Below are 21,480 nucleotides of genomic sequence, written 5' to 3' on the forward strand. Positions count from 1 at the left end.
AAGGCGGGCCGGGATATGAATGTAGCATCGTAACCATAGATAATCGGTTTATGAACAGTAAACCACAAAAATTATGAAGGAAAGAGGTAAGAACTTTGGATATTCGTGAATTTTCGAACAAATTAGCAGAAGCAACCAAGGATATGTCTGCAGAAGAACGCGCATCTTTGATCAAGATGTTTGAAAGCGTTTCCAAAGAAATAACGAAAGAAGAGCCTGTAAACAATTCGGTTTGCATCGAAAATGGCGTTGGCGTTCCAAACGGAATTACAAAACGACTTGAAAATTTAAAAGAAAACTATTTAAAACATGTACCTTCCATCACGACTTATCGTGCAAGAGCTATCACAAAGATCGCTAAGGAAAATCCAGGCATGCCTAAAATCATGCTGCGTGCCAAGTGTTTCCGCTACTGCTGCGAAACAGCTCCTTTAGTGATCCAGGACGATGAGCTGATCGTGGGAGCGCCTAACGGTGCGCCTCGTGCCGGCGCATTTTCTCCTGATATTGCATGGAGATGGATGGTTGATGAGATTGACACCATTGGAACAAGACCTCAGGATCCATTCTACATTTCTGAGGAAGACAAGAAGATTATGAAGGAAGAGCTGTTCCCATTCTGGCAGGGTAAATCCGTTGATGAATACTGTGAAGATCAGTATCGTGAAGCTGGCGTTTGGGAAATTTCCGGAGAATCCTTTGTTTCAGATTGCTCCTATCACGCAGTAAACGGCGGTGGTGACTCAAATCCTGGATATGATGTGATTCTGATGAAGAAGGGTATGCTGGATATTCAGCAGGAAGCGAAAGATCACTTAGAAAATTTGAGCTATGATAATCCAGACGATATTGAAAAGATCTACTTTTATAAATCAATCATCGATACAACTGAAGGCGTAATGATCTATGCAAAGCGTTTATCAGATTACGCAGCTGAATTGGCAGCAAAAGAAACAAATCCAAAGCGTAAAGCTGAATTGCAGAAGATCTCAGAAGTAAATGCCTGGGTTCCGGCCCATAAGCCAAGAAACTTCTGGGAAGCAATCCAGTCAGTATGGACCATCGAGTCCCTGCTGGTAGTGGAAGAAAACCAGACAGGTATGTCAATCGGCCGTGTTGACCAGTATATGTATCCGTTCTTCCAGGAGGACATTGAGTCCGGCAGAATGACAGAGTTTGAAGCCTTCGAATTAGCAGGCTGTATGCTGATCAAAATGTCTGAAATGATGTGGATAACAAGTGAAGGCGGTTCCAAGTTCTTCGCAGGATATCAGCCATTCGTTAATATGTGTGTGGGCGGTGTTACCCGTGAAGGCCGTGATGCTACCAATGATCTTACATATTTGCTGATGGATGCTGTCAGACATGTTAAGATTTATCAACCATCCTTAGCGTGCCGTATCCACAACAAGTCACCGCATAAATACCTAAAGAAAATTGTAGATGTAATCCGTTCCGGAATGGGATTCCCAGCTTGCCATTTTGACGATTCTCATATCAAAATGATGCTGGCAAAGGGTGTGTCTATTGAGGATGCTCGTGATTACTGCTTGATGGGTTGTGTTGAACCACAGAAGGCAGGACGTCTCTACCAGTGGACTTCCACTGCTTATACCCAGTGGCCGATCTGTATTGAGCTGGTTCTGAACCATGGTGTTCCGCTCTGGTATGGCAAACAGGTTACTCCGGATATGGGTGACTTAAGCCAGTATAAAACTTATGAAGATTTCGACAGAGCCGTTAAGGAACAAATTAAATTTGTAACGAAACTGACAAGCGTTGCTACCGTTATTTCACAGCGTGTACACAGAGAATTGGCACCAAAACCGTTGATGTCCATCATGTATGAAGGCTGTATGGAAAAAGCGAAAGATGTATCTGCCGGCGGAGCCATGTACAACTTTGGACCTGGTGTTATCTGGTCCGGACTTGCAACCTATGCTGACTCTATGGCTGCAATCAAGAAGCTTGTATTTGATGAAAAGAAATACACTCTTGAACAGCTCAATGAAGCATTAAAGGCTGACTTCGCAGGATATGAGCAAATGAAGATCGATTGTCTGAATGCACCAAAATTCGGTAATGATGATGACTATGCGGATTTAATTGCAGCAGATCTGATCCACTTCACTGAAATGGATCACCGTAAATATAAGACCTTATACTCTGTATTGAGTCATGGTACCTTATCCATCTCCAACAACACCCCGTTTGGTCAGCTGACAGGTGCATCTGCCAACGGACGCGGCGCTTGGATGCCGTTATCGGATGGTATCAGCCCAACTCAGGGTGCTGATTACAAGGGCCCTACCGCCATCATTAAATCAATTTCAAAGATGGCAGTAGACAACATGAATATCGGACAGGTTCACAACTTTAAGCTGATGGCGGGTCTATTGGATACTCCGGAAGGCGAAGAGGGGATCATCACACTGCTGCGTACGGCCTCCGTTTTCGGAAATGGCGAAATGCAGTTCAACTATCTGGATAACAACACTTTGATCGAAGCCCAGAAGCATCCGGAAAAATATCGTGACTTAATCGTTCGTGTAGCAGGATATAGTGCATTCTTCGTAGAGCTTTGCAAGGACGTACAAGACGAAATCATCAGCAGAACCATGCTGACACACTTATAGGAATAAGATTGGATTGAAAATCAAGTAATTTCTGCCGTCTGTATTGGCAAAAAATACTGACGGCAGTTCCATTACTTATCAATTCCAATAGAGAACAAACGGGAGATTTGACAGTATGAACAATACAAAGACAGGTATGATTGAAAGAAAAGCATTGATTGCCAATGTTCAGAAATACAATATGTACGATGGCCCGGGAGTAAGAACGCTGGTGTTCTTTAAAGGCTGCCCTTTGCGTTGTAAGTGGTGCTCAAATCCCGAAAATCTGGAACGAAAGTATCAGATCATGTACAAGAGAAACTCGTGTGTCGATTGCGGCGCCTGCGTTTCTGTTTGCCCGGTTGGAATCCATAGGATTTCGAAGGAGAATTCGCAGCATGAGATCAATCGCTGCATTGAATGCATCGGTTGCAGAAAATGCGAAGAAGTCTGCCCTGAGTCTGCATTATCCATTTCCGGTGATATGAAAACCATTTCAGAGCTGTTGGAAATCATCGAAGAAGACAGAATGTTTTATCAGCTTTCCGGAGGAGGCGTAACGGTAGGCGGCGGAGACCCATTGATGCAGCCCGACGCTGTAGCAAACTTGCTGATGGCATGCAAGCAGGACGGAATTAATACCGCAGTTGAAACCTCCGGTTATGCGAAGCTGGAATCCTTGCTGCAGATAGCCGAGTTTACCGATCTGTTCTTATTTGATATTAAACACATTGATTCGGAAAAGCACTATGAACTGACAGGAGTGCGTAACGAGCAAATTTTAAAGAATCTGAAAGAGCTATTGCATCGCAGATATAACGTGAAAATCAGAATGCCGATTCTGAAAGGGCTGAATGACGGCCAGAAGGACATCGAAGGAGTGATTCGGTTCCTGCTGCCATACAGAGAATATAAAAACTTTAAAGGGATCGATTTACTTCCCTATCATAAATTCGGCGTTAATAAATACAAACAGTTAGGGAAGGAATACCCGTTGGAGGGAACCCCCGACCCGTCACTCAGCAGTGAGGACATGAACAAAATCGAAAGTTGGATAAAAGAGTACGATCTGCCGGTAACGGTAATGAATCATTAGTATTGGATTGTGAGGGAAACTCGTGGGAGCATTTGGTGAAAAGGGAATAGAACGAATCATACAGGAATCGGTGCCTGGAAAACAGGTCACAATTGCTCATGTCATTGCATCACCGATGCCGGACATCTATGAGCGTTTGGGGATCGATGACCAAGGAGCAATCGGAATACTGACTTTGACTCCATATGAAACCTCGATTATAGCAGCGGATATTGCAACCAAGGAAGCGAATGTTGAAATTGGTTTCCTGGATCGTTTTACAGGATCCGTAGTGATCACAGGGGATGTTCAAAGCGTTGAGACTGCATTGACAGCCGTAAACGAAACTTTGAAAAATATGCTGGGCTTTGAGACAACCCCTATTACAAAGACATGAGAAAAAAGAGAATTATGGTGATTGGACCAACCGGCTGCGGCAAAACCACTTTGGTGAATGCCCTGAACGGCTACGATGGTCCCTTAAGAAAAACACAAAACCTGATTTATGGAGAGAATACCATAGATGTACCAGGTTCTTACATAGAAAATGCCTGGATGTATAAACATTTGATTGCGGCTGCTCAGGACGCATCCCATGTTTTACTCCTGGTAGATCAATCGAAAAATAACGATGTATATTCTCCCGGGTTCGCAAAAGCGTTTCGATGTCCTGTCATAGGTGTGATAACGAAGTGCGACTTAATGGAGAAAAATGAAGAGATATCCATTCGCCAGCTTAAGAAGCTTGGAGTTGCAGAACCATATTTTAAGATCAATGTTCCGGAGGGAACGGGCATCGAAGCTCTAAAAGAGTATTTATTGAAAAGTAAAGGGGGATCGAAATGAAATTTATTACCGAAGATGATTTACGGGATTCATATAAAAAAGAACCTTTTACCGAATATGTGATCGAACCGGGAACAAGAATCACACCAGGAGCGCGGCAGTTTTTAGCAGATCGGGGAATCAACATGTTTGATGATGATGTTTCATGGAAAAGCAAAAGTACAGAAAAAGAAAAGCAGGCTTCCCCCGATTCGGAGAGAAAAAAGGAACTATGTGACAAGAGGCTCCTATGCAGGATAAAGTCTATGGAAGCCATGTTCCTGGCAGCTGTTGAAGATCTTTTGGACAGGGATGTTCTTCTGGCACAGAAATTGATTGCATTGAAAAAATGCTTTGCTGACATAAAGTTAGTGATGGATGGCAAAAACGTATCTGACCAGCTCATCTGTCAAAACTGTACAGTAATCAATCAGGATAATTTTTCAGAGAGTTTGGATGATTGCTTTGAAATCACAGAATTTCACATTCAGCTCGGCAAAGGCAAGGAATTGATAGGTTTACATAGACTGCGCTGTGCACTGAGGGAAATGGAGCTGGATTTCATAGAGTTCTTTGAAAACTGGGATGGAGAGAATACGCAGCGTGAAGAAGTGATCGGCAAGGTGAATCAGATCATCAATACCTTGTCACAGCTGATCTGTATGGCTGCCGGAGGAGAAAAATGTCAGAGAAATTGTTAACCTTCCAATACTGCGACCAACTGGTCCGGGAATTTGAAGAAGTGATAGAAAACCCAATAAAAAGCAAATCATCGGTGTATTATACCGGTGTCGACCTTGGAACGGCATGTGTCGTACTGGCCGTTTTGGATGAAAACCGTAAGCCGGTGGCTGGAGCGTACCGGTATGCGGATGTTGTCAGAGACGGCATGGTGGTCGATTATCTGGGTGCCATACAGATTGTAAGAGAGATGAAGCGTCAGCTGGAGGAAAAATTAGGCGAAGAACTGATTTACGCCGCTGCTGCAATTCCGCCCGGCACGGATGCATTAGACTCGGGAGCAATCAAAAATGTTGTAACTGCCGCAGGATTCGAACTCACCAATGTCCTTGACGAGCCTACGGCAGCCAATGAGGTTTTAAAAATCCAAAACGGCGCCGTTGTGGATATCGGCGGAGGAACTACCGGGATATCCGTTTTAAAGGATGGAAAAGTGATCTACGTTGCAGATGAACCAACCGGCGGTACCCATTTCTCCCTGGTTATTTCAGGGGCTTACAAGATTCCTTTTGACGAGGCGGATGTCTACAAACGGAATGAACAGAATCATAGGGAACTATTACCTGTCGTAAAACCGGTAATCGAAAAAGTGGCCGCTATCATCAAGCAGCATATCAAGGACTTTGATGTGCAGGAGATCTCTCTGGTTGGCGGAACCTGCTGTCTTACAGGCATAGAAACAATCATTGAAAAGCAGACGGGAGTTTATACTCATAAGCCGCAGAACCCGATGTTTGTAACACCTTTGGGCATCGCACTCGGATGCACCCAGGAAAGCTTATAGAGGGAGGGATTTGAATGGAGTTTCGAATTATTAAATCTCCTTCAGCCGGTACTTTGGATATTCTGAAAAGGCGTATGGGGCCGGGGGCAAATACGGAATTGACAAGCGTTGCAGCAGTTGGCCTTGTACAGGGAAGAATGATCGAAATGATTTGCGCAGCAGATATTGCCGAAAAGGCAGTGGGGGTAACCGTTGAAGATGTGAGAGGCAGTTGCCCGCAGAACATGATTTTGATAGCGATCTTCGGCGATACCGCATCTGTTGAAGCCGCAATTCAGGAGATCAAACACAAGTTGGAAGAAGGGAATTATTTATGCTAACAGCGAGACTGATTGATAATGTATGGGCAACAAGAAAAGCAGAATCACTGAATGGATTCAAATTCATGCTTGCGGAAGTGATCGGCGGCACCGGTGAAGGACAGCGTTTGATTGTTGTGGATAATATCAGTGCCGGCATTGGAGACAGAGTGATCGTCTGCACAGGCTCCTCTGCCCGCCGTATGCTTGGCGACGACAATATTCCGGTTGATGCAGTTGTCGTAGGAATTATAGATGAAGACTGCAACTTTGGATAATGATGGAGGTACATATGAGTCTTCTTGATTTGGTAAAAGATGCCGGCATTATCGGAGCAGGCGGCGCAGGCTTTCCTACTCATGCGAAACTGGCATCCAAGGCAGAATATATTCTCATGAACGGAGCCGAGTGTGAACCTTTGCTTAGAGTAGACCAGCAGTTAATGATCCTGTTCCCCGACGAAATCATAAAAGGATTTGCGGAAGCAGGAAGGCTGGTGGAGGCAAAGAAAGCGATCATCGGAATAAAAGGCAAGCATAAAGAAGTGGTTTCCACGCTGAGGGAACGGATTTCTGCCTTGCAGCTGGGTGATTACGTGGAAGTAAAAGAACTCGCCGACATGTATCCGGCAGGGGACGAACAGGTTCTGGTTTATGAGCTGACGGGCAGAGTGGTACCCGAAGCAGGTATCCCCATCCAGGTCGGGTGTGTCGTGGTAAATTCCGAGACAGCTCTGAATATTTACAATGCATCACTGGGCAAGGCTGTTACAGAGAAATATATTACCGTTGCGGGAGATATTCCAAACCGCCTTACCATAAAGGTTCCGGTGGGAACTCCTGTTATAGATGTTTTAAAGCTCTCGGGCATAGAAAATTTTGACGATTATACAGTCATTGACGGCGGCCCGATGATGGGTCCTGTCATGAGCAGTTTAGATGGTTATGTAACCAAGAAAAATAAGGGCTTTGTGATATTAAAGAAGCAGCATTATCTGATTCGGAAGAAATCAATGAAAATGGATCAGACAAAAAGAATCAACAGAGCCTCCTGTGAGCAGTGCCGTATGTGCACCGACCTGTGTCCCCGTTATCTGCTGGGCCATAATATGCAGCCTCACAAAATGATGAGAACATTAAATTATACTTTAGCGGACACGGAAGAACAGAAGATCTCCTACCTGTGCTGCCAGTGCAATCTTTGTGAACTGTTTTCATGTCCTGCAGGTCTCTATCCAAAGGCTGCAAACCAGTATATAAAGCAAAAATTAATGGAGCAAAATCTCCGTTATCAGCCGGTACAGAAGGAGTATTCCCCTCGAAAAAGCAGGGAACACCGGCTCCTTCCAAGCAAGCGTCTGGTAGCAAGGCTTGGCTTGAGAGATTTTGATAAACCGGCTCCCATGACAGAGATTGGATTGAACTCCGAACAGGTATCCATTGCAACAAGTCAGCATGTTGGAGCACCTGCTGTTCCGGTGGTTTCCGTGGGCGATCATGTACAGGCCGGCCAGTTAATCGGAAAGATTCCAGAAAACAGTTTAGGCGCTGCAATACATGCCAGCATAGCAGGAACCGTTGTGGAATGCGGAAATGGTTTTGTAACGATAAGGAGGGACTGAGATGTCGAAAGCAATAGGAATGGTTGAGTTTGTAAGTATTGCACGTGGAATCTATGCGGCAGATCAGATGGTGAAAATTTCAGATGTAGAGATCGTAACCGCTTCCTCGGTTTGTCCCGGCAAATTCATTGCCATCGTTCACGGCGATGTGGCGGCAGTCCAGGACTCCGTAAGCATCGGGGAACGTTTGGCGGAAGAATATTTCGTTGACTCAATCGTCATACCGAATGTGAATTCAGCAGTATTTCCGGCAATTACAGGTGCTACCATGCCGGATAGAATCCAGGCATTAGGCATTATGGAGTCCTTCTCACTGGCCACCATGATCATCGCTGCCGATGCGATTCTGAAAGCTGCAGATTTGCAGCCCCTTGAGCTCCGATTGGGAAACGGATTGGGCGGCAAAGCCTTCTTCACCTTTACCGGTGATGTGGCGGCGGTGGAAACCGGTGTGGAGGCCGGAAAGGCCATAGCTGAGGAGAAAGGTCTGTTGGTAAATGCGGAAGTGATTCCATCTCCTTCAGACAGACTGATACCAAGTTTGTTTTAATCTATTCTAATATTTATAGGATTTACAATAAAACTGTTTAAATTGAAAGGAGGTGAAGGCATGAAGAAATTGGTTTGTGCGAAAGATGTTGAAGCTTTGGAAAAGCAGGGAAAGAAGGTGTTTCCTATCGATAACGATACAATCATTACTCCATCAGCAAAAGATGTAGCGAAAGCTCTTGGTATAGAATTTTCCGCCGCATCCCAAGGCTGCTGCGAAAATGTTACAGAAGCTGCAAAGTCCTGTGAAGGCGGGATCGACAGCGACATGATTTATAATGTACTGAAGACCATGCTGGAAAAGGGTCTTCTGCAAGGAATGTTTGATTCTGCTTCTGATAAGCCCTATGTTGCGGAATGTGACAGCTGCGGCTTGAAGGTAGTTCGAGGAAACTCAGTAAAGTATGAAGTACTTGATACGGGAAATCCCGCAGATAAAGTATTTTATCAGGAAATTATCAACGCTGATGACGGCTGCTCCATGAATGCAGGCTTTATTACAATTGAAAGCTGCAACTTTGAATGGGAGTGTGCCTGCCAGGAACTTTACCATATCGTAGAAGGTACACTGACAGTATCGGTAGGCGGCAAGGTTTATACAGCGAATCCGGGTGATTCCGTATTCTTCCCGAAGGGAGCCAAAGTAACCTTTGGTTCACCGAATAAGATGAAAGCATTCTATGCTACCTATTAGAAGGCTTGACCAAGTTAAGGAGGTTAAAAAATGCAGGCACTTGGCTTAATCGAAACAAGAGGTCTCGTTGCAGCCATTGAGAGTGCTGATGCAATGCTCAAGGCAGCAGAGGTCAGTCTCTTGGAAAAAACTCACGTAGGTGGGGGACTTGTTTCGATTGCTGTTACCGGTGATGTGGCCGCTGTAAAAGCAGCCGTGGAAGCCGGAGGGGCAGCAGTGAGACAATTAAATAGCACCTTGCTGATGTCGCAGCATGTCATTCCGCGTCCGCATCAGGAATTGGATGACGTGATTGTAGCAGCTACACCTCTGAAAGAAGATCCCGCAGAAACTCCGGTTGAACAAGAGAACAACACAGATGTGATTCCGGCTGAACCTCAGACAGATACAGTTGAGATTTTAGATGAGCTGCACAAGGAAGCTGTCGACAAGATCGTACTTGAATACGGCTTGGAAAAAGTAATTGCGGAATTAAGAAAGCTTAAAGTAGTAAAACTTCGAAACCTGGCTCGTGAATATAAAGACTTTGGCATCGCAGGAAGACTGATTTCGAAGGCAGACAAGCAGATGCTGATCACAGAGTTTACAAGCTATTACGGTCAGAAATAACGAGGCGAAAAGATGTCCGCCGCCTCGGGTTATAACGAAGTAACTGCAACTACCATAGGACTATGACAAGGAAAAGAGAGAGGAGGAATCACGACTTGGAGAATTATGATTTAGATTTACGCTCCGTTCAAGAGGCAAGAAATCTTGCACGGATGGGTAAAGTGGCCGCTGAACAGATTGCAGATTTTTCAGAAGAAAAAATCAATCGAATTCTATGCAATATGGTGAAGGCGGCAAAAGAAAATGCAGTCAGTCTGGCAAAGATGGCTGTAGAAGAAACCGGATTTGGTAAAGTTGAAGATAAGACTTATAAAAACCATTTGGCTTCTGCTATTTTATACGATGCGATCAAGGATATGAAAACGATTGGAGTGATTCATGAAGACGCAGATTCTAAGGTAATTGATATTGCCGAACCAGTTGGACTGGTAATGGGTATCGTTCCTTCTACAAATCCCACATCCACTACAATTTTTAAATCAATGATTGCAATTAAATCACGTAATGCAATTGTATTTTCACCGCATCCCTCTGCTTCAAAATGCACCATGAGTGCAGCAAGACTCATGCACGAGGCTGCAGTAGCAGCAGGCGCACCTGCAAACATCATCAGCTGCATTTCAATGCCGACCCTGGACGCTACAAACGCGTTAATGGACAGCAAAGAGGTGAAAATGATCATTGCAACAGGCGGCCCTGGAATGGTGAAGGCCTCCTACAGTGCCGGTAAACCTGCTTTGGGTGTCGGTGCCGGAAATTGCCCGGCTTACATTGAGAGAACTGCAAAGGTTCACCAGGCGGTCTCCAATATTTTAGCCAGCAAAACCTTTGACTACGGTACCATTTGTGCATCTGAGCAGTCTGTCATTGTTGAGGAATGCAACCGGGATCAGGTGGTGGCTGAATTCAAGATGCAGGGCGGTTACTTTATGAGTGCGGAAGAAACAGCGAAGGTTTGCTCCTTGCTCTTTAAGAACGGTCATGCCATGAACGCGAAGTTTGTGGGCAGATCGCCCCAGGTTATTGCAAGCGCTGCAGGTTTTTCCGTTCCGGAAGGAACCAGGGTTCTCATAGGAGAACAGCAGGGCGTTGGACCTGAGTATCCGCTTTCCTACGAAAAACTGACATCAGTATTGGCTTTTTATACCGTAAAAGATTGGCACGAAGCGTGTGAACTCTGCATCAAGCTGCTTCAGAACGGTATTGGACACAGTATGAGCATACATACGGAAGATCACGATATGGTGATGAAGTTTGCAAAGAAACCGGCAGCACGTATTTTAGTAAATACGGGCAGTACTCAGGGAGCAGTCGGCGCAAGCACCGGACTTTTACCATCATTTACATTAGGATGCGGAACATGGGGAGGAAGCTCGGTTTCAGAAAACGTCAGTCCGATGCATTTAATTAATATCAAGAGAGTTGCTTATGGCATAAAGGACTGCAGTACACTGGCTTCCAATGATCCGACTTTCAATTATCCTGAACTATCATGCGGTTGCGCACCTGTCAATTGTACCGGAAACAGTTATGAAAGCACTCCTTCATATGCATCCAAGAGCGGCTCTGCCGACAATGAACAGCTGTTGAAGCTGATCAACGGGTTGATCGATGCGATGAAGGGAGGACAGAATTAATGGATAAGTATGAAAGCGTGTTGAAACTTTTGCTGGAGGCTGTTCAAGCAAATATGGCACAGGCAGAAGGAAATGCGGATTCCTCTGAAATACCGGTAGGGGTCTCCAATCGACACCTTCACCTTTCCCAGGCAGATATGGACATCTTGTTTGGGGAAGGATACCAGATGACAAAAATAAAAGACTTATCTCAGCCAGGGCAGTATGCCTGCAAAGAGACAGTAACCATATGCGGCTCCAATGGAGCCATAGAAAAGGTCCGGATTCTTGGTCCGGTACGCGGAAAGACCCAGGTGGAAATATTGGCAGGAGACTGCTTCAAGCTTGGCGTCAAATCACCGGCAAGACTGTCGGGTGATTTGCAGGGAACACCGGGGATCACAATTATCGGTCCGAAGGGATCCGTTCAGACAGCAGAAGGCCTGATCGTTGCGCAAAGACATATTCACATGACACCTCAGGATGCACAGCGACTCGGAGTCCATGACGGGCAAATCGTGTCCATTCAGGTGGATGGACCCAGAGGCGGTATTTACAGCAATGTAGCTGTTAGAGCAAATGATGCATCTGCTCTCGAATGTCATATTGATACGGAAGAAGCAAATGCAATGAATGTGAATTCGTTATCAAAAATTAAAATAATGAAGTGATTTATAGGAGGATTGAAAAATGAAATATGATGCATTAGGAATGATCGAAACCAAAGGTTTAGTTGGATCAATCGAAGCCGCAGACGCAATGGTTAAGGCTGCAAACGTATACCTTGTAGGTAAAGAACACGTTGGCGGAGGACTTGTAACAGTAATGGTCAGAGGTGACGTAGGTGCTGTTAAGGCTGCTACCGATGCCGGTGCTGCAGCTGCTCAAAGAGTTGGCGAACTGGTTTCCGTACATGTAATTCCAAGACCACACGCAGAAGTTGAAAGCATTCTTCCAGCAGGAAATGCCGGAAAAGATGTAAAATAAGTAATACTCATAAAATAAGAGGACAGATTGAGAATCTGCCCTCTTATTTTTTATCAATATTACTAATTGTTCGGTTTAGGCGAGCATGCAAATTTTCGGTAGGATTGAGGAGTCATGTTCATCTGTGCACAGAATACTCTGTTAAAATAAGAGGGATCCGAAAAGCCGCACTCGATGGAAATGCGGTAGGCCGGATAATTGGTTGTCTCCAGCAGTCTGCAGGCATATTGGATCTTTAGATTGATCACATACTCCGTAAAAGCGACACCCATCTCTTTTTTGAAAACATGGCTGAAATATTTGGGATTTACAAATACCTTTGATGCCACCATTTCCAAAGTCAATCGTTCTCTGAAATGCTCCTTGATGTATTTAACGGCCTCTTCAATAAAATACTGCCGTTCATCCTTTGGCTCGTCACTTTTTATTTCAGGCAGTTCCTCTATTGCTGCGGAACTATCGGATACGGTACTCAACATTCTGCGGAAAATCTGTTTGAAATCAGTAGGTTTGACAGGTTTCAGCAGATACTCGAAGACCCGGTTGCTAATCGCTTTCTGTGCATAGGAAAAATCCGAATAAGCAAATAAAACGGTAATGCACGCACTGGGAAGGAATTTTCTGATTTCCTGTATTGCGTTCAAACCGTCCATTTCAGGGATTAACACATCCATTATGATAATGTTGGGCCGATGCTGTTTTGCCAGTTTAACGGCCTGATCTCCGCTCTCACAGGTCAGCAGCGTATCCTCAGGAGTAAGTTCATCAAGCACAACGGATCTCAGGAACTCCTGCTCAAGCAATTCATCTTCTACAATCAAGACTACACTCATTGCTGTCACCTCCCGATAGGCTGGGTGGGTATCGTAATCGTCACGGTGCTCCCGCTGTAATCAGACTTTACGATTTCCAATCCGTATTGTTCTCCGTAATATTGTTTCAGCCGTTTGTCCGTACTTCGAAACCCCAAACCCGATTTATTTTCAGAATGCTTTATATTCTCCAAAACATCCTTTGGAAAACCGTTTCCATTATCCATGATGGATATGACAATTTCATTATTATATTTTTCGGCGAAAATACTGATCTTTCCGCCGTCTCGTTTTGGCGTAATACCGTGAATAAGAGCATTTTCAACAATGGGCTGAATCACCATGTTGGGGATTCGATATGTTTTGATATTGTCAGGTACATCGATTTCATATTCCAGACGGTTTTTAAACCGGACCTTTTGGATATGCAGATATTTTTCAATATTATCGATCTCAGAACCAATCGTGTGAAGCTGGTCATCCTGCTTTAAATTATACCTCAGCAAATCCGAGAGGCAGTAAATCAGCTCCTCCGTTGTATGGGAATGTTCAAAATATGCGATACGGGCGATACAGTTCAAGGTGTTGAACAAGAAATGCGGATTGATCACCAGAGACATATTTTTTGCTTCCAGATCGATGATCTTTTTCTCCAGTATTTCCTTTTCAATAGACAACCTTGCTACGTCGGGGTCCGCGTGGCTGACAATTTCCGACAGGTCAAGGGAGATATTCTTGGCTATATGAGCACAAAGCTGTTCATGAACTTTAATTTTATTTGTTTCTACAGTTTTGAGAGAGGAAATAGATTTGGCAATGAACTCCAATTCCGGGCTTTTGTCGTTTTTCAAAGACTGAACATCGATCATATATTTTTGATATTCGGTATCCTGCAAATATACCTGCATACCGGCAATATAGCCTACAGTTTCATCCTGGACATTGATCGGGAAAAGGATATTTTCAAGACCATGACGGCAGACAAAGCTGCCTTCTTCGCCGGCCTTAAATCTGCATCTATAATCCTGGCATATCTGGCCGCCTCTTTCCTGGCATACATGGGTGCAAAAATCAGGGGAAGGAATAAACTCAAGCAGAATTTCACCATCGGTATCTACCAGAAACAGAGAGATATCCGACAAAGATAAGATCCCACTGTAGCGGGTATAGATATTGGAGTCTATTAATTTTTTTAATGGATTCTCGGTTTTATTCATGTTTTCGTTACCTTTTGCGGTATGCAATCTATAATCAAAAAGAAATAATTATTGAAAATTATATCGGGGATAAAATCCGATTTTCTTTGGAAAAAGACTTCATTTATTATTGTAATATATAATGGAACAAATGTAAACAACCTGTCTCATGTTGTCAAATCTTTGTTGGTTTCCAGGCATTTCTCAGATGGTTTCTGAGAATTTTGTCTGATCATTTGGGCGTCTTTTTCCATTATAGTTTTTACATGATGCAGCGGCTTTATGAATTTTAAATTCATACCGCATATGAATGATTTTTAGTAAACCTGCTTTGAAGAAAAAGCCCCGTTCAGATTTTCACTAAACGAGGCTGTAAGTAGGATTTTATATGTATGCATTATTTTGCAACCGGAAGAATGGATTCCACATCGTTGTGGGGACGAGGAATTACGTGAACGGATACCAGCTCGCCAACACGCTGAGCAGCAGCAGCTCCGGCATCTGTGGCAGCCTTAACAGCACCTACGTCACCTCTGACCATAACGGTAACAAGTCCGCCGCCAACATGTTCTTTTCCAACTAAAGTAACATTTGCAGCTTTGACCATAGCGTCTGCTGCTTCAATTGAACCAACTAAACCTTTTGTTTCAATCATACCTAAAGCTTCAAATTTCATTTTTTTCCTCCTATAATATCTCTGCAGTTTTATTCCACATTGGTTGAGATAGCTTCTCTATCAGCTATCTGTCAATAACACTTCTGATAAATACAAATCAGATCTTCCTTGGAAGGCTGTCTTGGGTTTGTCGGGGTGCACCGATCCGCCATTGCGGCTTCGGCCATTTGCTCCAGTGCGCCTTCGAATGCGGCCTGGTCAACCCCCAGAGACCGAATATTGTCTTCAATGCCCAGTACCTTTTTTAATCTGGCTACAGCCTGTATAAAGTTAGCAGCTCCCTCACGGCTTGTTCGGGCCGGAAGCTGCAGTACCGCTGCCAGCTTTGCATATCTTTCAGCAGCATAGCCGCTGGCACTTCCCCTCAACTCGGCGTTATACTCCATCACTCCATTGAGCAGGATGGCATTGGAACGGCCATGGGGGATATGGAACGTTCCGCCCAGGGCATGGGCTAAACTGTGATTGATACCAAGATTCGCATTGGTAAATGCCATTCCAGCCATACAGGAGGCGTTTTGAACACGATCTCTGGCATCTGAATCTTTTACATCTTTGTAAATCGTTTCAAGATTTTCAAAGATCAGCTTGATTGCTTTTTCTGCCAGAGCATCGGTGAAATCGGTCGCCTTTGTGGAAACATAGGCTTCGATAGCGTGAACCAAAACATCAATACCCGTGTCCGCCACAACCCGCTGGGGAACATGTTGAATACAGGTAGAATCAAGTATGGCAATATCCGGTGAGATGAACTCATCGACAATGCAAACTTTGCCTTCCTCCGAGGTAATAACGGAAAAGTCCGTTACTTCCGAACCTGTTCCGCTGGTGGAAGGGATTGCGATAAACAGCGGCCTTTTTACTTCCCGGCCGGCTTCACACTCCAACTTCCATGCAAAATAGAGGATTCCTTTTGCGGTATCAATGGCGGAGCCTCCTCCTAAAGCAATCAGGACATCAGCACCGCTTTCCTGGTACATCTTCATACCATTCGCAACTACCTTTACATCGGGGTCGGGCTTTACCTCTGAAAAAACGACGGAGCTGATTCCCGCTTCACTTAGGTAATCTATCGATTTTTGAAGATATCCCAGCTTGTCCATAATGGAATCCGAGACAATAAACGCCCGGGAGCCGGTAATCTGTTTTAAAAGCTGTAATGATTGATTATTAAAATAAACTTTTGATTTTAGTCTGAATTTATCTTCTATGATCCTTACCTCCCATTCTACACCGCTATGGGGTATTATTTTTATCATTTTTGCTGATAATTTATGATAACATACAATACATCCCGATTATTGAAGATTCGCCATATGGTTGTAGTACTATTGTAGTTTGTTAAAATCATAACATTGTACAAATTCATTTTTCTTGAACAATTACTATGTAAAAGCTGTAAATGTTCCATATCTTCCGATTGGGGCAGGAAAACACCTTTACAAATAAGGTATCGGCATGGTAGACTGACCGTGATATAATAGGTACTTTTAACATGAAATCGTAAGAGTTCTGCGGGTGCTTCACAGCAATGCATTGATTCTTGGGACGATTCTTGATATAATAAACGCTAGCCAATTGAGATACAGCATTGCTGCAAGGAAGCGTTCATTGAATCATCTCGGATGCTTGGGATATGATATAATATATAATTAAAAATGAATGTAAAAGGGTATCCTCTTAATTGATAAACAATAGACTGAATATGTATGGTGAAATATTAATGAAAATGGAAGAATTAGTACAGAAAAAACTGCGTCTCATTTTTAATGATGACAGCATTATCTTCGACAAATCCCGTTTTGCGGGAGGTCTGACCAACTACAACTACATTATGAATATTCATGGTACCGAATATGTTGTTCGGCAGCCCGGCGGTATGACCAATCAGATGATTGATCGCAATATTGAAAAGGTTAACAACTCTATCGCCTCAGAGCTCGGCCTGAATTCCGAGTGCTTTTATTTTGACGAGCTCAGCGGTATAAAAATAAGTGTATATATTAAAAACAGCAAGAACATTGCACTGGCAGATCCCTGTAACCCTAAAAATCTGAGGGCTGTTTCGGATCTGATGAAAAAAACCCACGCCAGCCCAAAGGATTTCCCTAATATCTTTGATTGGCAGGCGGAATTGAATAAGTATGAAGACATCGTAAGAGAGCTTAACGGCAGCTTTTTCTTTGATTACGCTGCGTTAAAAAAAGAATTATATGATTATGTCAATGAAAATATTCGGAACACCATTTCGGTGCCCTGTCACAACGACACCGTACCGGAAAACTTTGTGGTGGACGGGGAAGGCAGAGCTTATCTGATCGACTGGGAATATGCGGGAATGAACGACCCCAGCTGGGATGTGGCTGCCTATGTCCTGGAATCCAGACTAACCGAAGAGGCAATCGAATATCTTCTTTTAGACTATTACGGTCAAATGCCTTCCAATGAAGAAATCCTGAAAATCAAATGCTATATGGTGGCTCAGGATATCCTTTGGACAGTATGGGCTTTGATCCGACATTACAACGGAGAAGATTTTCTTGATTACTGTAACCTCAGATATGAACGCTTTAGAAAAAACATGAAAGCAATGAAGGCTTCTCCTGATTATTCTCTTGCCGAAATCGTAAAGAACTGATTTATAAATTTGAGCGAATAGGAATCTTAGATTTCATAGTTCGCTCTTTTTTTTTGTCCGTTTTATGCAATGGTATAATTCTGCCGGTGAATGAAAAGGCCGGGAATATATGAAAATCATCACGTGAAAAGGTAAATCAAGATTCTCTAAAGCTTTAAAGCTTTGAAAATTTAGGATTGACTTTATACCAGCTATAACTTTTATACTACCTCTATAAGGGTAACCGTTTTACATGACAGGCGGGAAAAAAGAATAGGGAGGTAGCAATATGGATCGAAAGGTGAAGATTGTACAGTATGGCTGCGGTAAGATGAGCGTTTATCTCATGCGGTATGCCATGGAAAAAGGCGGGGAACTGGTTGCGGCATTCGACGCAAATCCCGGGGTAATCGGCAGGGATATCGGTGAAATTATTGGCACTGCACCGCTGGGAATCAAGGTTACAGATGCGGCAAAGGCAGACGAAGTTTTAAAGCAGACAAAGCCCGATGTTTGTATTATCGCAACGCGAAGCACCATGGCAGAATTGAAGGAGGCATTTGCCCTTTGTGCGAAAAATGGAGTAAACGCCATCTCCACCTGTGAGGAAGCACTGTTTCCGTGGAACTCTTCTCCGGATATCACAAGAGAACTGGATGAACTGGCTAAGGCAGGCGGATGCACCCTTTGCGGCAGCGGATATCCCGACCTTTTCTGGGGCACTATGGTGACGAATCTTGCGGGTTCTTCTGTTTCTATTACGAAGATAAAAGGCAGCAGCAGCTATAATGTTGAAGATTATGGTATTGCACTGGCTAAGGGCCATGGGGCAGGATTGACCATCGAAGAGTTTCATCGGGAGATCGGCAATTATAACAGCCTGTCCTCCGACGAGATCAAAGAACTGGTTATCAAGGGAGCGTATATCCCGTCGTATATGTGGAACCAGAACGGCTGGCTGTGCAGCAGGCTCGGACTTACCATCCTATCTCAGACCCAGAAGTGTGTGCCTCATACCTATCAGTCAGATCTCCATTCCTCTACGCTTGACATGACCATTAAGGCCGGAGATGCTACAGGAATGTCCGCTATTGTAACCACCGAAACTGCCGAAGGAATTACACTGGAAACTGAGTGCATCGGTAAGGTGTATGCCCCAGATGAGTATGACAAGAATGAATGGACTTTGTTCGGAGAACCTGAAACTACAGTAATCGTAAATCGTCCCGCTACGGTGGAACTGACCTGCGGTACTATTGTCAATCGCATTCCTCAGCTTATTGACAGCCCTCCGGGATATATCACAACGGACAAAATGCCGGATAACGCCTATATGGCAAGGCCGATGCATGAGTATGTAAAAAGCAGATAAAATAAAGGATTCTATAGGAAGCATCTTTTTTTTAGCATTGTTTAGGATTGCTATTATATAGAAAGCGATATATACTTTTTAAATAATCAGTGGATTAGTTTCCAAAGAATACGTTAAGCAATGAAGTTTCAAGCAAGGCAAATGGTGAAGAAAAGATGAATAAGGATATTAAGGAACGACCGATAACCCGGGAGGAGATCATTCATTTATTGAAAGATGACAGGGAATCCGTGGCGGAAAGCCTGTTTTTAAAAGCACAGCAGGAAAGAGAGAAAGTTTTCGGCAACAAAATTTTTATCTATGGCTTCGTGTATTTTTCTACCTGGTGCAGAAATAACTGTAACTTTTGTTTTTACAGAAAATCCAATCAGATCGAAAGGTATCGCAAATCCCCGGCGGAAGTGGTGGAGATCGCCAAACAGCTGGCGGCGTCAGGCGTCAATCTTATCGATCTCACCATGGGAGAAGACCAAAAGTACCATAATGAGGATTTTAAAACCGTCCTGGACATTACGAAAACCATTAGAAAGGAGACCAATCTCCCGGTGATGATTTCACCCGGTGTTATCAGCCAGAGCTTAGTTGACGAATTCGCATCTTTGGGTACGGAATGGTATGCGCTCTACCAGGAAACCCACAATCTCCGATTGTTCCAACAACTTAGAATTGAGCAGGATTACGACGAGCGTATGAACATCAAATTATACGCGAAACGAAAGGGAATGCTGATAGAAGAAGGGTTGCTTGCCGGAGTGGGCGAAACCGTGGAAGATATTGCGGATTCTCTTCTGGAGATGGGCAGGATCGGTGCGAGTCAGATGAGAGTCATGAGCTTTGTTCCGCAAAAAGGAAGCCCCATGGAGCTGGCCGAAACACCCGACAGGACCTTGGAAATGAAGATCATTGCGCTGATGCGTATCCTGTATCCCTATGCCTTGATCCCCGCATCTTTGGATGTAGATGGCATCAAAGGGCTTCGGGGCAGAATCAATGCCGGGGCCAGCGTCGTCACCTCCATTATTCCGCCCAGGTCAGGCCTTATGGGGGTAGCGCAAAATACCATGGACGTTGATGAAGGCGGACGTACTGCAGAAGAAGTGAAACACATATTGAATGAGATGAATCTTTCCGTTGCTCCTGCAGAAGAATACATAGAATATCTTAACGTATTAAGAGAAAGACAGGAGTAGGATGGAGGTGCTCGACTATGGAGGTTGCAATTGTTGGCGGTAAACTGCAAGGAACGGAAGCTGTTTATCTGGCAGGAAAAGCAGGAATGAAGAGCATTCTCATCGATAAGAAAGAAAAGACGCCTGCTTCCGGTATATGTGATGAATTTTTTCTTTTCGATGTGCGTAAAAAAGAGAAGGCGCTTATTGACATTTTAAAAAGGGCGGATTTTATATTGCCGGCATTGGAAAATGATGAAGTACATAAGGCTTTGGCTGAAATTGCGGAGGAATATCATCTCAGATTAGCCTTCGATATGCATGCATACAGGATTACCTCGTCAAAGCTGAAATCAGATAAACTAATCAGGGAAAATGACATTTCGTCTCCCTGTTATTATCCCCGGTGTAAAAGTCCATACATAATCAAACCTTCCGGTGAAAGCGGGAGCACAGGAGTACAAAAGGCAGCAACCAGCCGGGAGGTGGAAGCTTTTTTAAAAATCGAAGGGGCAGCGGGCAGCTGGGTCGTTCAGGAATTTCTGGAGGGGCCTTCCTATTCTATAGAGGTAATCGGAGTTCCCGGGAATTACAGGGCATATAAAATCACCGAAATCCACATGGATGAGATATATGACTGCAAAATGGTTACTTCGCCCTGTCCTGTAGCAGAAGAACAGCAAAAACATTTGGAAGAAATAGGATGTAAACTGGCAGAATTGGTAAAATTGCATGGAATCATGGATGTGGAAGTCATCGATGATGATGGGGTTTTGAAAGTACTGGAAATCGATGCCAGAATTCCAAGTCAGACTCCCACAGTGGTTTATCACGCTTCAGGAGCCAACCTGCTTTCAGAATTGGCTGATATTACCTTGTATGGAGATTTCAAAGCGAGTTACACAGACTTGGGGAAATATTGCACCTATGAGCACTACAAAATCAGCAAAGCCGGATATTTTGCTTCCGGAGAGCATATCATGAGCGGAGCCAGGCCGCTTTCTCTCAGAAAAAACTTCTGCGGAGCTGATGAAGTCTTATCGGACTATGACGGGGACCATGACGAATGGTGCGGGACCTTCATCAACTGGGCGGATACGGCAGAGGAATTGGAACGAAAACGCAATCATATGATACAGACCCTGAAAAGTTGCAGATAATAGATAAAAAGAAACCGTCCCTGATATTTCAGAGACGGCTTTTTATTTACTTAAAATCTACAC

The 21,480-nt window shown here is 44.0% G+C and carries 22 protein-coding genes and 1 pseudogene; 19 read left to right on the top strand and 4 right to left on the bottom strand.

Features of this window, described 5'->3' with window-relative positions; all coding sequences use genetic code 11:
* Positions 1–95: 95 nt before the first annotated feature.
* The 15 genes and pseudogenes from cutC to eutM (KCX82_RS05905) all read left to right on the top strand — a co-directional run bounded on the left by cutC (position 96) and on the right by eutM (KCX82_RS05905) (position 12,415).
* Positions 96–2,636 carry a choline trimethylamine-lyase gene (cutC, locus tag KCX82_RS05835; RefSeq protein ID WP_227017508.1) on the top strand — a complete coding sequence of 847 codons (2,541 nt, stop codon included), beginning with the start codon at positions 96–98 and terminating at the stop codon, positions 2,634–2,636.
* Positions 2,637–2,751: 115 nt separating this feature from the next.
* Positions 2,752–3,711, top strand: coding sequence for a choline TMA-lyase-activating enzyme (gene cutD, locus KCX82_RS05840; protein ID WP_227017509.1), 960 nt, complete (start codon positions 2,752–2,754; stop codon positions 3,709–3,711).
* A gap of 22 nt (positions 3,712–3,733) precedes the next feature.
* Entirely contained in the window at positions 3,734–4,087 is a 354-nt protein-coding gene (locus tag KCX82_RS05845; protein WP_227017510.1) for a BMC domain-containing protein, read from the top strand.
* On the top strand, positions 4,084–4,536 hold the full coding sequence (locus KCX82_RS05850; protein WP_227017511.1) for a EutP/PduV family microcompartment system protein: 453 nt from the start codon (positions 4,084–4,086) through the stop codon (positions 4,534–4,536). The genes KCX82_RS05845 and KCX82_RS05850 overlap by 4 nt, the downstream gene beginning before the upstream one ends.
* The gene (locus tag KCX82_RS05855; protein ID WP_227017512.1) at positions 4,533–5,216 is read left to right on the top strand and encodes a hypothetical protein; all 684 of its coding nucleotides are present in this window, start codon (positions 4,533–4,535) and stop codon (positions 5,214–5,216) included. The genes KCX82_RS05850 and KCX82_RS05855 overlap by 4 nt, the downstream gene beginning before the upstream one ends.
* Positions 5,198–6,040 (top strand): ethanolamine utilization protein EutJ, encoded by an 843-nt coding sequence (gene eutJ / locus KCX82_RS05860; RefSeq protein WP_227017513.1) that lies wholly within the window; start codon positions 5,198–5,200, stop codon positions 6,038–6,040. Before KCX82_RS05855 ends, eutJ begins: the two co-directional genes overlap by 19 nt.
* 14 nt (positions 6,041–6,054) lie before the next feature.
* Positions 6,055–6,360, top strand: coding sequence for a BMC domain-containing protein (locus tag KCX82_RS05865; protein ID WP_227017514.1), 306 nt, complete (start codon positions 6,055–6,057; stop codon positions 6,358–6,360).
* Positions 6,354–6,617, top strand: coding sequence for a EutN/CcmL family microcompartment protein (locus KCX82_RS05870; protein WP_227017515.1), 264 nt, complete (start codon positions 6,354–6,356; stop codon positions 6,615–6,617). Before KCX82_RS05865 ends, KCX82_RS05870 begins: the two co-directional genes overlap by 7 nt.
* Positions 6,618–6,631: 14 nt before the next feature.
* The gene (locus KCX82_RS05875; protein WP_227017516.1) at positions 6,632–7,960 is read left to right on the top strand and encodes a 4Fe-4S dicluster domain-containing protein; all 1,329 of its coding nucleotides are present in this window, start codon (positions 6,632–6,634) and stop codon (positions 7,958–7,960) included.
* A gap of 1 nt (position 7,961) precedes the next feature.
* The gene (locus KCX82_RS05880; protein WP_227017517.1) at positions 7,962–8,510 is read left to right on the top strand and encodes a BMC domain-containing protein; all 549 of its coding nucleotides are present in this window, start codon (positions 7,962–7,964) and stop codon (positions 8,508–8,510) included.
* Between the two features lie 60 nt (positions 8,511–8,570).
* Positions 8,571–9,203 (top strand): cupin domain-containing protein, encoded by a 633-nt coding sequence (locus KCX82_RS05885; RefSeq protein ID WP_227017518.1) that lies wholly within the window; start codon positions 8,571–8,573, stop codon positions 9,201–9,203.
* A 30-nt stretch (positions 9,204–9,233) separates the two neighbouring features.
* Positions 9,234–9,497 (top strand): annotated as a pseudogene (locus tag KCX82_RS23335) (BMC domain-containing protein); the annotation flags it as partial.
* A gap of 410 nt (positions 9,498–9,907) precedes the next feature.
* A complete protein-coding gene (locus KCX82_RS05895; RefSeq protein ID WP_227017520.1) occupies positions 9,908–11,449 on the top strand; it encodes an acetaldehyde dehydrogenase (acetylating) in 1,542 nt (513 codons plus the stop codon).
* A complete protein-coding gene (locus KCX82_RS05900; RefSeq protein ID WP_227017521.1) occupies positions 11,449–12,099 on the top strand; it encodes a phosphate propanoyltransferase in 651 nt (216 codons plus the stop codon). The genes KCX82_RS05895 and KCX82_RS05900 overlap by 1 nt, the downstream gene beginning before the upstream one ends.
* A 19-nt stretch (positions 12,100–12,118) precedes the next feature.
* A complete protein-coding gene (gene eutM / locus KCX82_RS05905; protein WP_227017522.1) occupies positions 12,119–12,415 on the top strand; it encodes an ethanolamine utilization microcompartment protein EutM in 297 nt (98 codons plus the stop codon).
* Between the two features lie 62 nt (positions 12,416–12,477).
* Here eutM (KCX82_RS05905) and KCX82_RS05910 read toward each other — a convergent pair whose 3' ends face one another.
* The 4 genes from KCX82_RS05910 to KCX82_RS05925 form a co-directional block, all read right to left on the bottom strand.
* A complete protein-coding gene (locus KCX82_RS05910) occupies positions 12,478–13,248 on the bottom strand; it encodes a response regulator transcription factor (protein WP_227017523.1) in 771 nt (256 codons plus the stop codon).
* Between the two features lie 5 nt (positions 13,249–13,253).
* The gene (locus KCX82_RS05915; protein WP_227017524.1) at positions 13,254–14,444 is read right to left on the bottom strand and encodes a histidine kinase; all 1,191 of its coding nucleotides are present in this window, start codon (positions 14,442–14,444) and stop codon (positions 13,254–13,256) included.
* Between the two features lie 376 nt (positions 14,445–14,820).
* Positions 14,821–15,099: an ethanolamine utilization microcompartment protein EutM gene (gene eutM / locus KCX82_RS05920; protein ID WP_227017525.1), complete on the bottom strand. Its 279-nt coding sequence runs from the start codon at positions 15,097–15,099 to the stop codon at positions 14,821–14,823.
* Between the two features lie 71 nt (positions 15,100–15,170).
* Positions 15,171–16,358, bottom strand: coding sequence for a 1-propanol dehydrogenase PduQ (locus KCX82_RS05925; RefSeq protein ID WP_227017526.1), 1,188 nt, complete (start codon positions 16,356–16,358; stop codon positions 15,171–15,173).
* A 470-nt stretch (positions 16,359–16,828) separates the two neighbouring features.
* Between KCX82_RS05925 and KCX82_RS05930 the strand changes: the two genes are divergently transcribed.
* The 4 genes from KCX82_RS05930 (at position 16,829) to pylC (ending at position 21,417) form a co-directional block, all read left to right on the top strand.
* Entirely contained in the window at positions 16,829–17,737 is a 909-nt protein-coding gene (locus tag KCX82_RS05930; protein ID WP_319633334.1) for a choline kinase family protein, read from the top strand.
* 268 nt (positions 17,738–18,005) lie between these two features.
* Positions 18,006–19,088 carry an NAD(P)H-dependent amine dehydrogenase family protein gene (locus tag KCX82_RS05935; protein WP_227017528.1) on the top strand — a complete coding sequence of 361 codons (1,083 nt, stop codon included), beginning with the start codon at positions 18,006–18,008 and terminating at the stop codon, positions 19,086–19,088.
* Between the two features lie 155 nt (positions 19,089–19,243).
* Positions 19,244–20,278 carry a methylornithine synthase PylB gene (gene pylB / locus KCX82_RS05940; RefSeq protein WP_227017529.1) on the top strand — a complete coding sequence of 345 codons (1,035 nt, stop codon included), beginning with the start codon at positions 19,244–19,246 and terminating at the stop codon, positions 20,276–20,278.
* 17 nt (positions 20,279–20,295) lie between these two features.
* Positions 20,296–21,417 carry a 3-methylornithine--L-lysine ligase PylC gene (gene pylC / locus KCX82_RS05945; RefSeq protein WP_227017530.1) on the top strand — a complete coding sequence of 374 codons (1,122 nt, stop codon included), beginning with the start codon at positions 20,296–20,298 and terminating at the stop codon, positions 21,415–21,417.
* Positions 21,418–21,480 lie beyond the last annotated feature (63 nt).

The sequence above is a fragment of the Sinanaerobacter chloroacetimidivorans genome, assembly GCF_018128545.1.
Classification (GTDB): Bacteria; Bacillota; Clostridia; order Peptostreptococcales; family Anaerovoracaceae; genus Sinanaerobacter; species Sinanaerobacter chloroacetimidivorans.

Coding starts and splice junctions, on each gene's coding strand:
- cutD (WP_227017509.1), top strand. CDS start 2,752: ATGAACAATACAAAGACAGGTATGATTGAAAGAAAAGCATTGATTGCC.
- KCX82_RS05850 (WP_227017511.1), top strand. CDS start 4,084: ATGAGAAAAAAGAGAATTATGGTGATTGGACCAACCGGCTGCGGCAAA.
- KCX82_RS05855 (WP_227017512.1), top strand. CDS start 4,533: ATGAAATTTATTACCGAAGATGATTTACGGGATTCATATAAAAAAGAA.
- eutJ (WP_227017513.1), top strand. CDS start 5,198: ATGTCAGAGAAATTGTTAACCTTCCAATACTGCGACCAACTGGTCCGG.
- KCX82_RS05865 (WP_227017514.1), top strand. CDS start 6,055: ATGGAGTTTCGAATTATTAAATCTCCTTCAGCCGGTACTTTGGATATT.
- KCX82_RS05870 (WP_227017515.1), top strand. CDS start 6,354: ATGCTAACAGCGAGACTGATTGATAATGTATGGGCAACAAGAAAAGCA.
- KCX82_RS05875 (WP_227017516.1), top strand. CDS start 6,632: ATGAGTCTTCTTGATTTGGTAAAAGATGCCGGCATTATCGGAGCAGGC.
- KCX82_RS05880 (WP_227017517.1), top strand. CDS start 7,962: ATGTCGAAAGCAATAGGAATGGTTGAGTTTGTAAGTATTGCACGTGGA.
- KCX82_RS05885 (WP_227017518.1), top strand. CDS start 8,571: ATGAAGAAATTGGTTTGTGCGAAAGATGTTGAAGCTTTGGAAAAGCAG.
- KCX82_RS05900 (WP_227017521.1), top strand. CDS start 11,449: ATGGATAAGTATGAAAGCGTGTTGAAACTTTTGCTGGAGGCTGTTCAA.
- eutM (WP_227017522.1), top strand. CDS start 12,119: ATGAAATATGATGCATTAGGAATGATCGAAACCAAAGGTTTAGTTGGA.
- KCX82_RS05910 (WP_227017523.1), bottom strand. CDS start 13,248: ATGAGTGTAGTCTTGATTGTAGAAGATGAATTGCTTGAGCAGGAGTTC.
- KCX82_RS05915 (WP_227017524.1), bottom strand. CDS start 14,444: ATGAATAAAACCGAGAATCCATTAAAAAAATTAATAGACTCCAATATC.
- eutM (WP_227017525.1), bottom strand. CDS start 15,099: ATGAAATTTGAAGCTTTAGGTATGATTGAAACAAAAGGTTTAGTTGGT.
- KCX82_RS05925 (WP_227017526.1), bottom strand. CDS start 16,358: ATGATAAAAATAATACCCCATAGCGGTGTAGAATGGGAGGTAAGGATC.
- KCX82_RS05930 (WP_319633334.1), top strand. CDS start 16,829: ATGGAAGAATTAGTACAGAAAAAACTGCGTCTCATTTTTAATGATGAC.
- KCX82_RS05935 (WP_227017528.1), top strand. CDS start 18,006: ATGGATCGAAAGGTGAAGATTGTACAGTATGGCTGCGGTAAGATGAGC.
- pylB (WP_227017529.1), top strand. CDS start 19,244: ATGAATAAGGATATTAAGGAACGACCGATAACCCGGGAGGAGATCATT.
- pylC (WP_227017530.1), top strand. CDS start 20,296: ATGGAGGTTGCAATTGTTGGCGGTAAACTGCAAGGAACGGAAGCTGTT.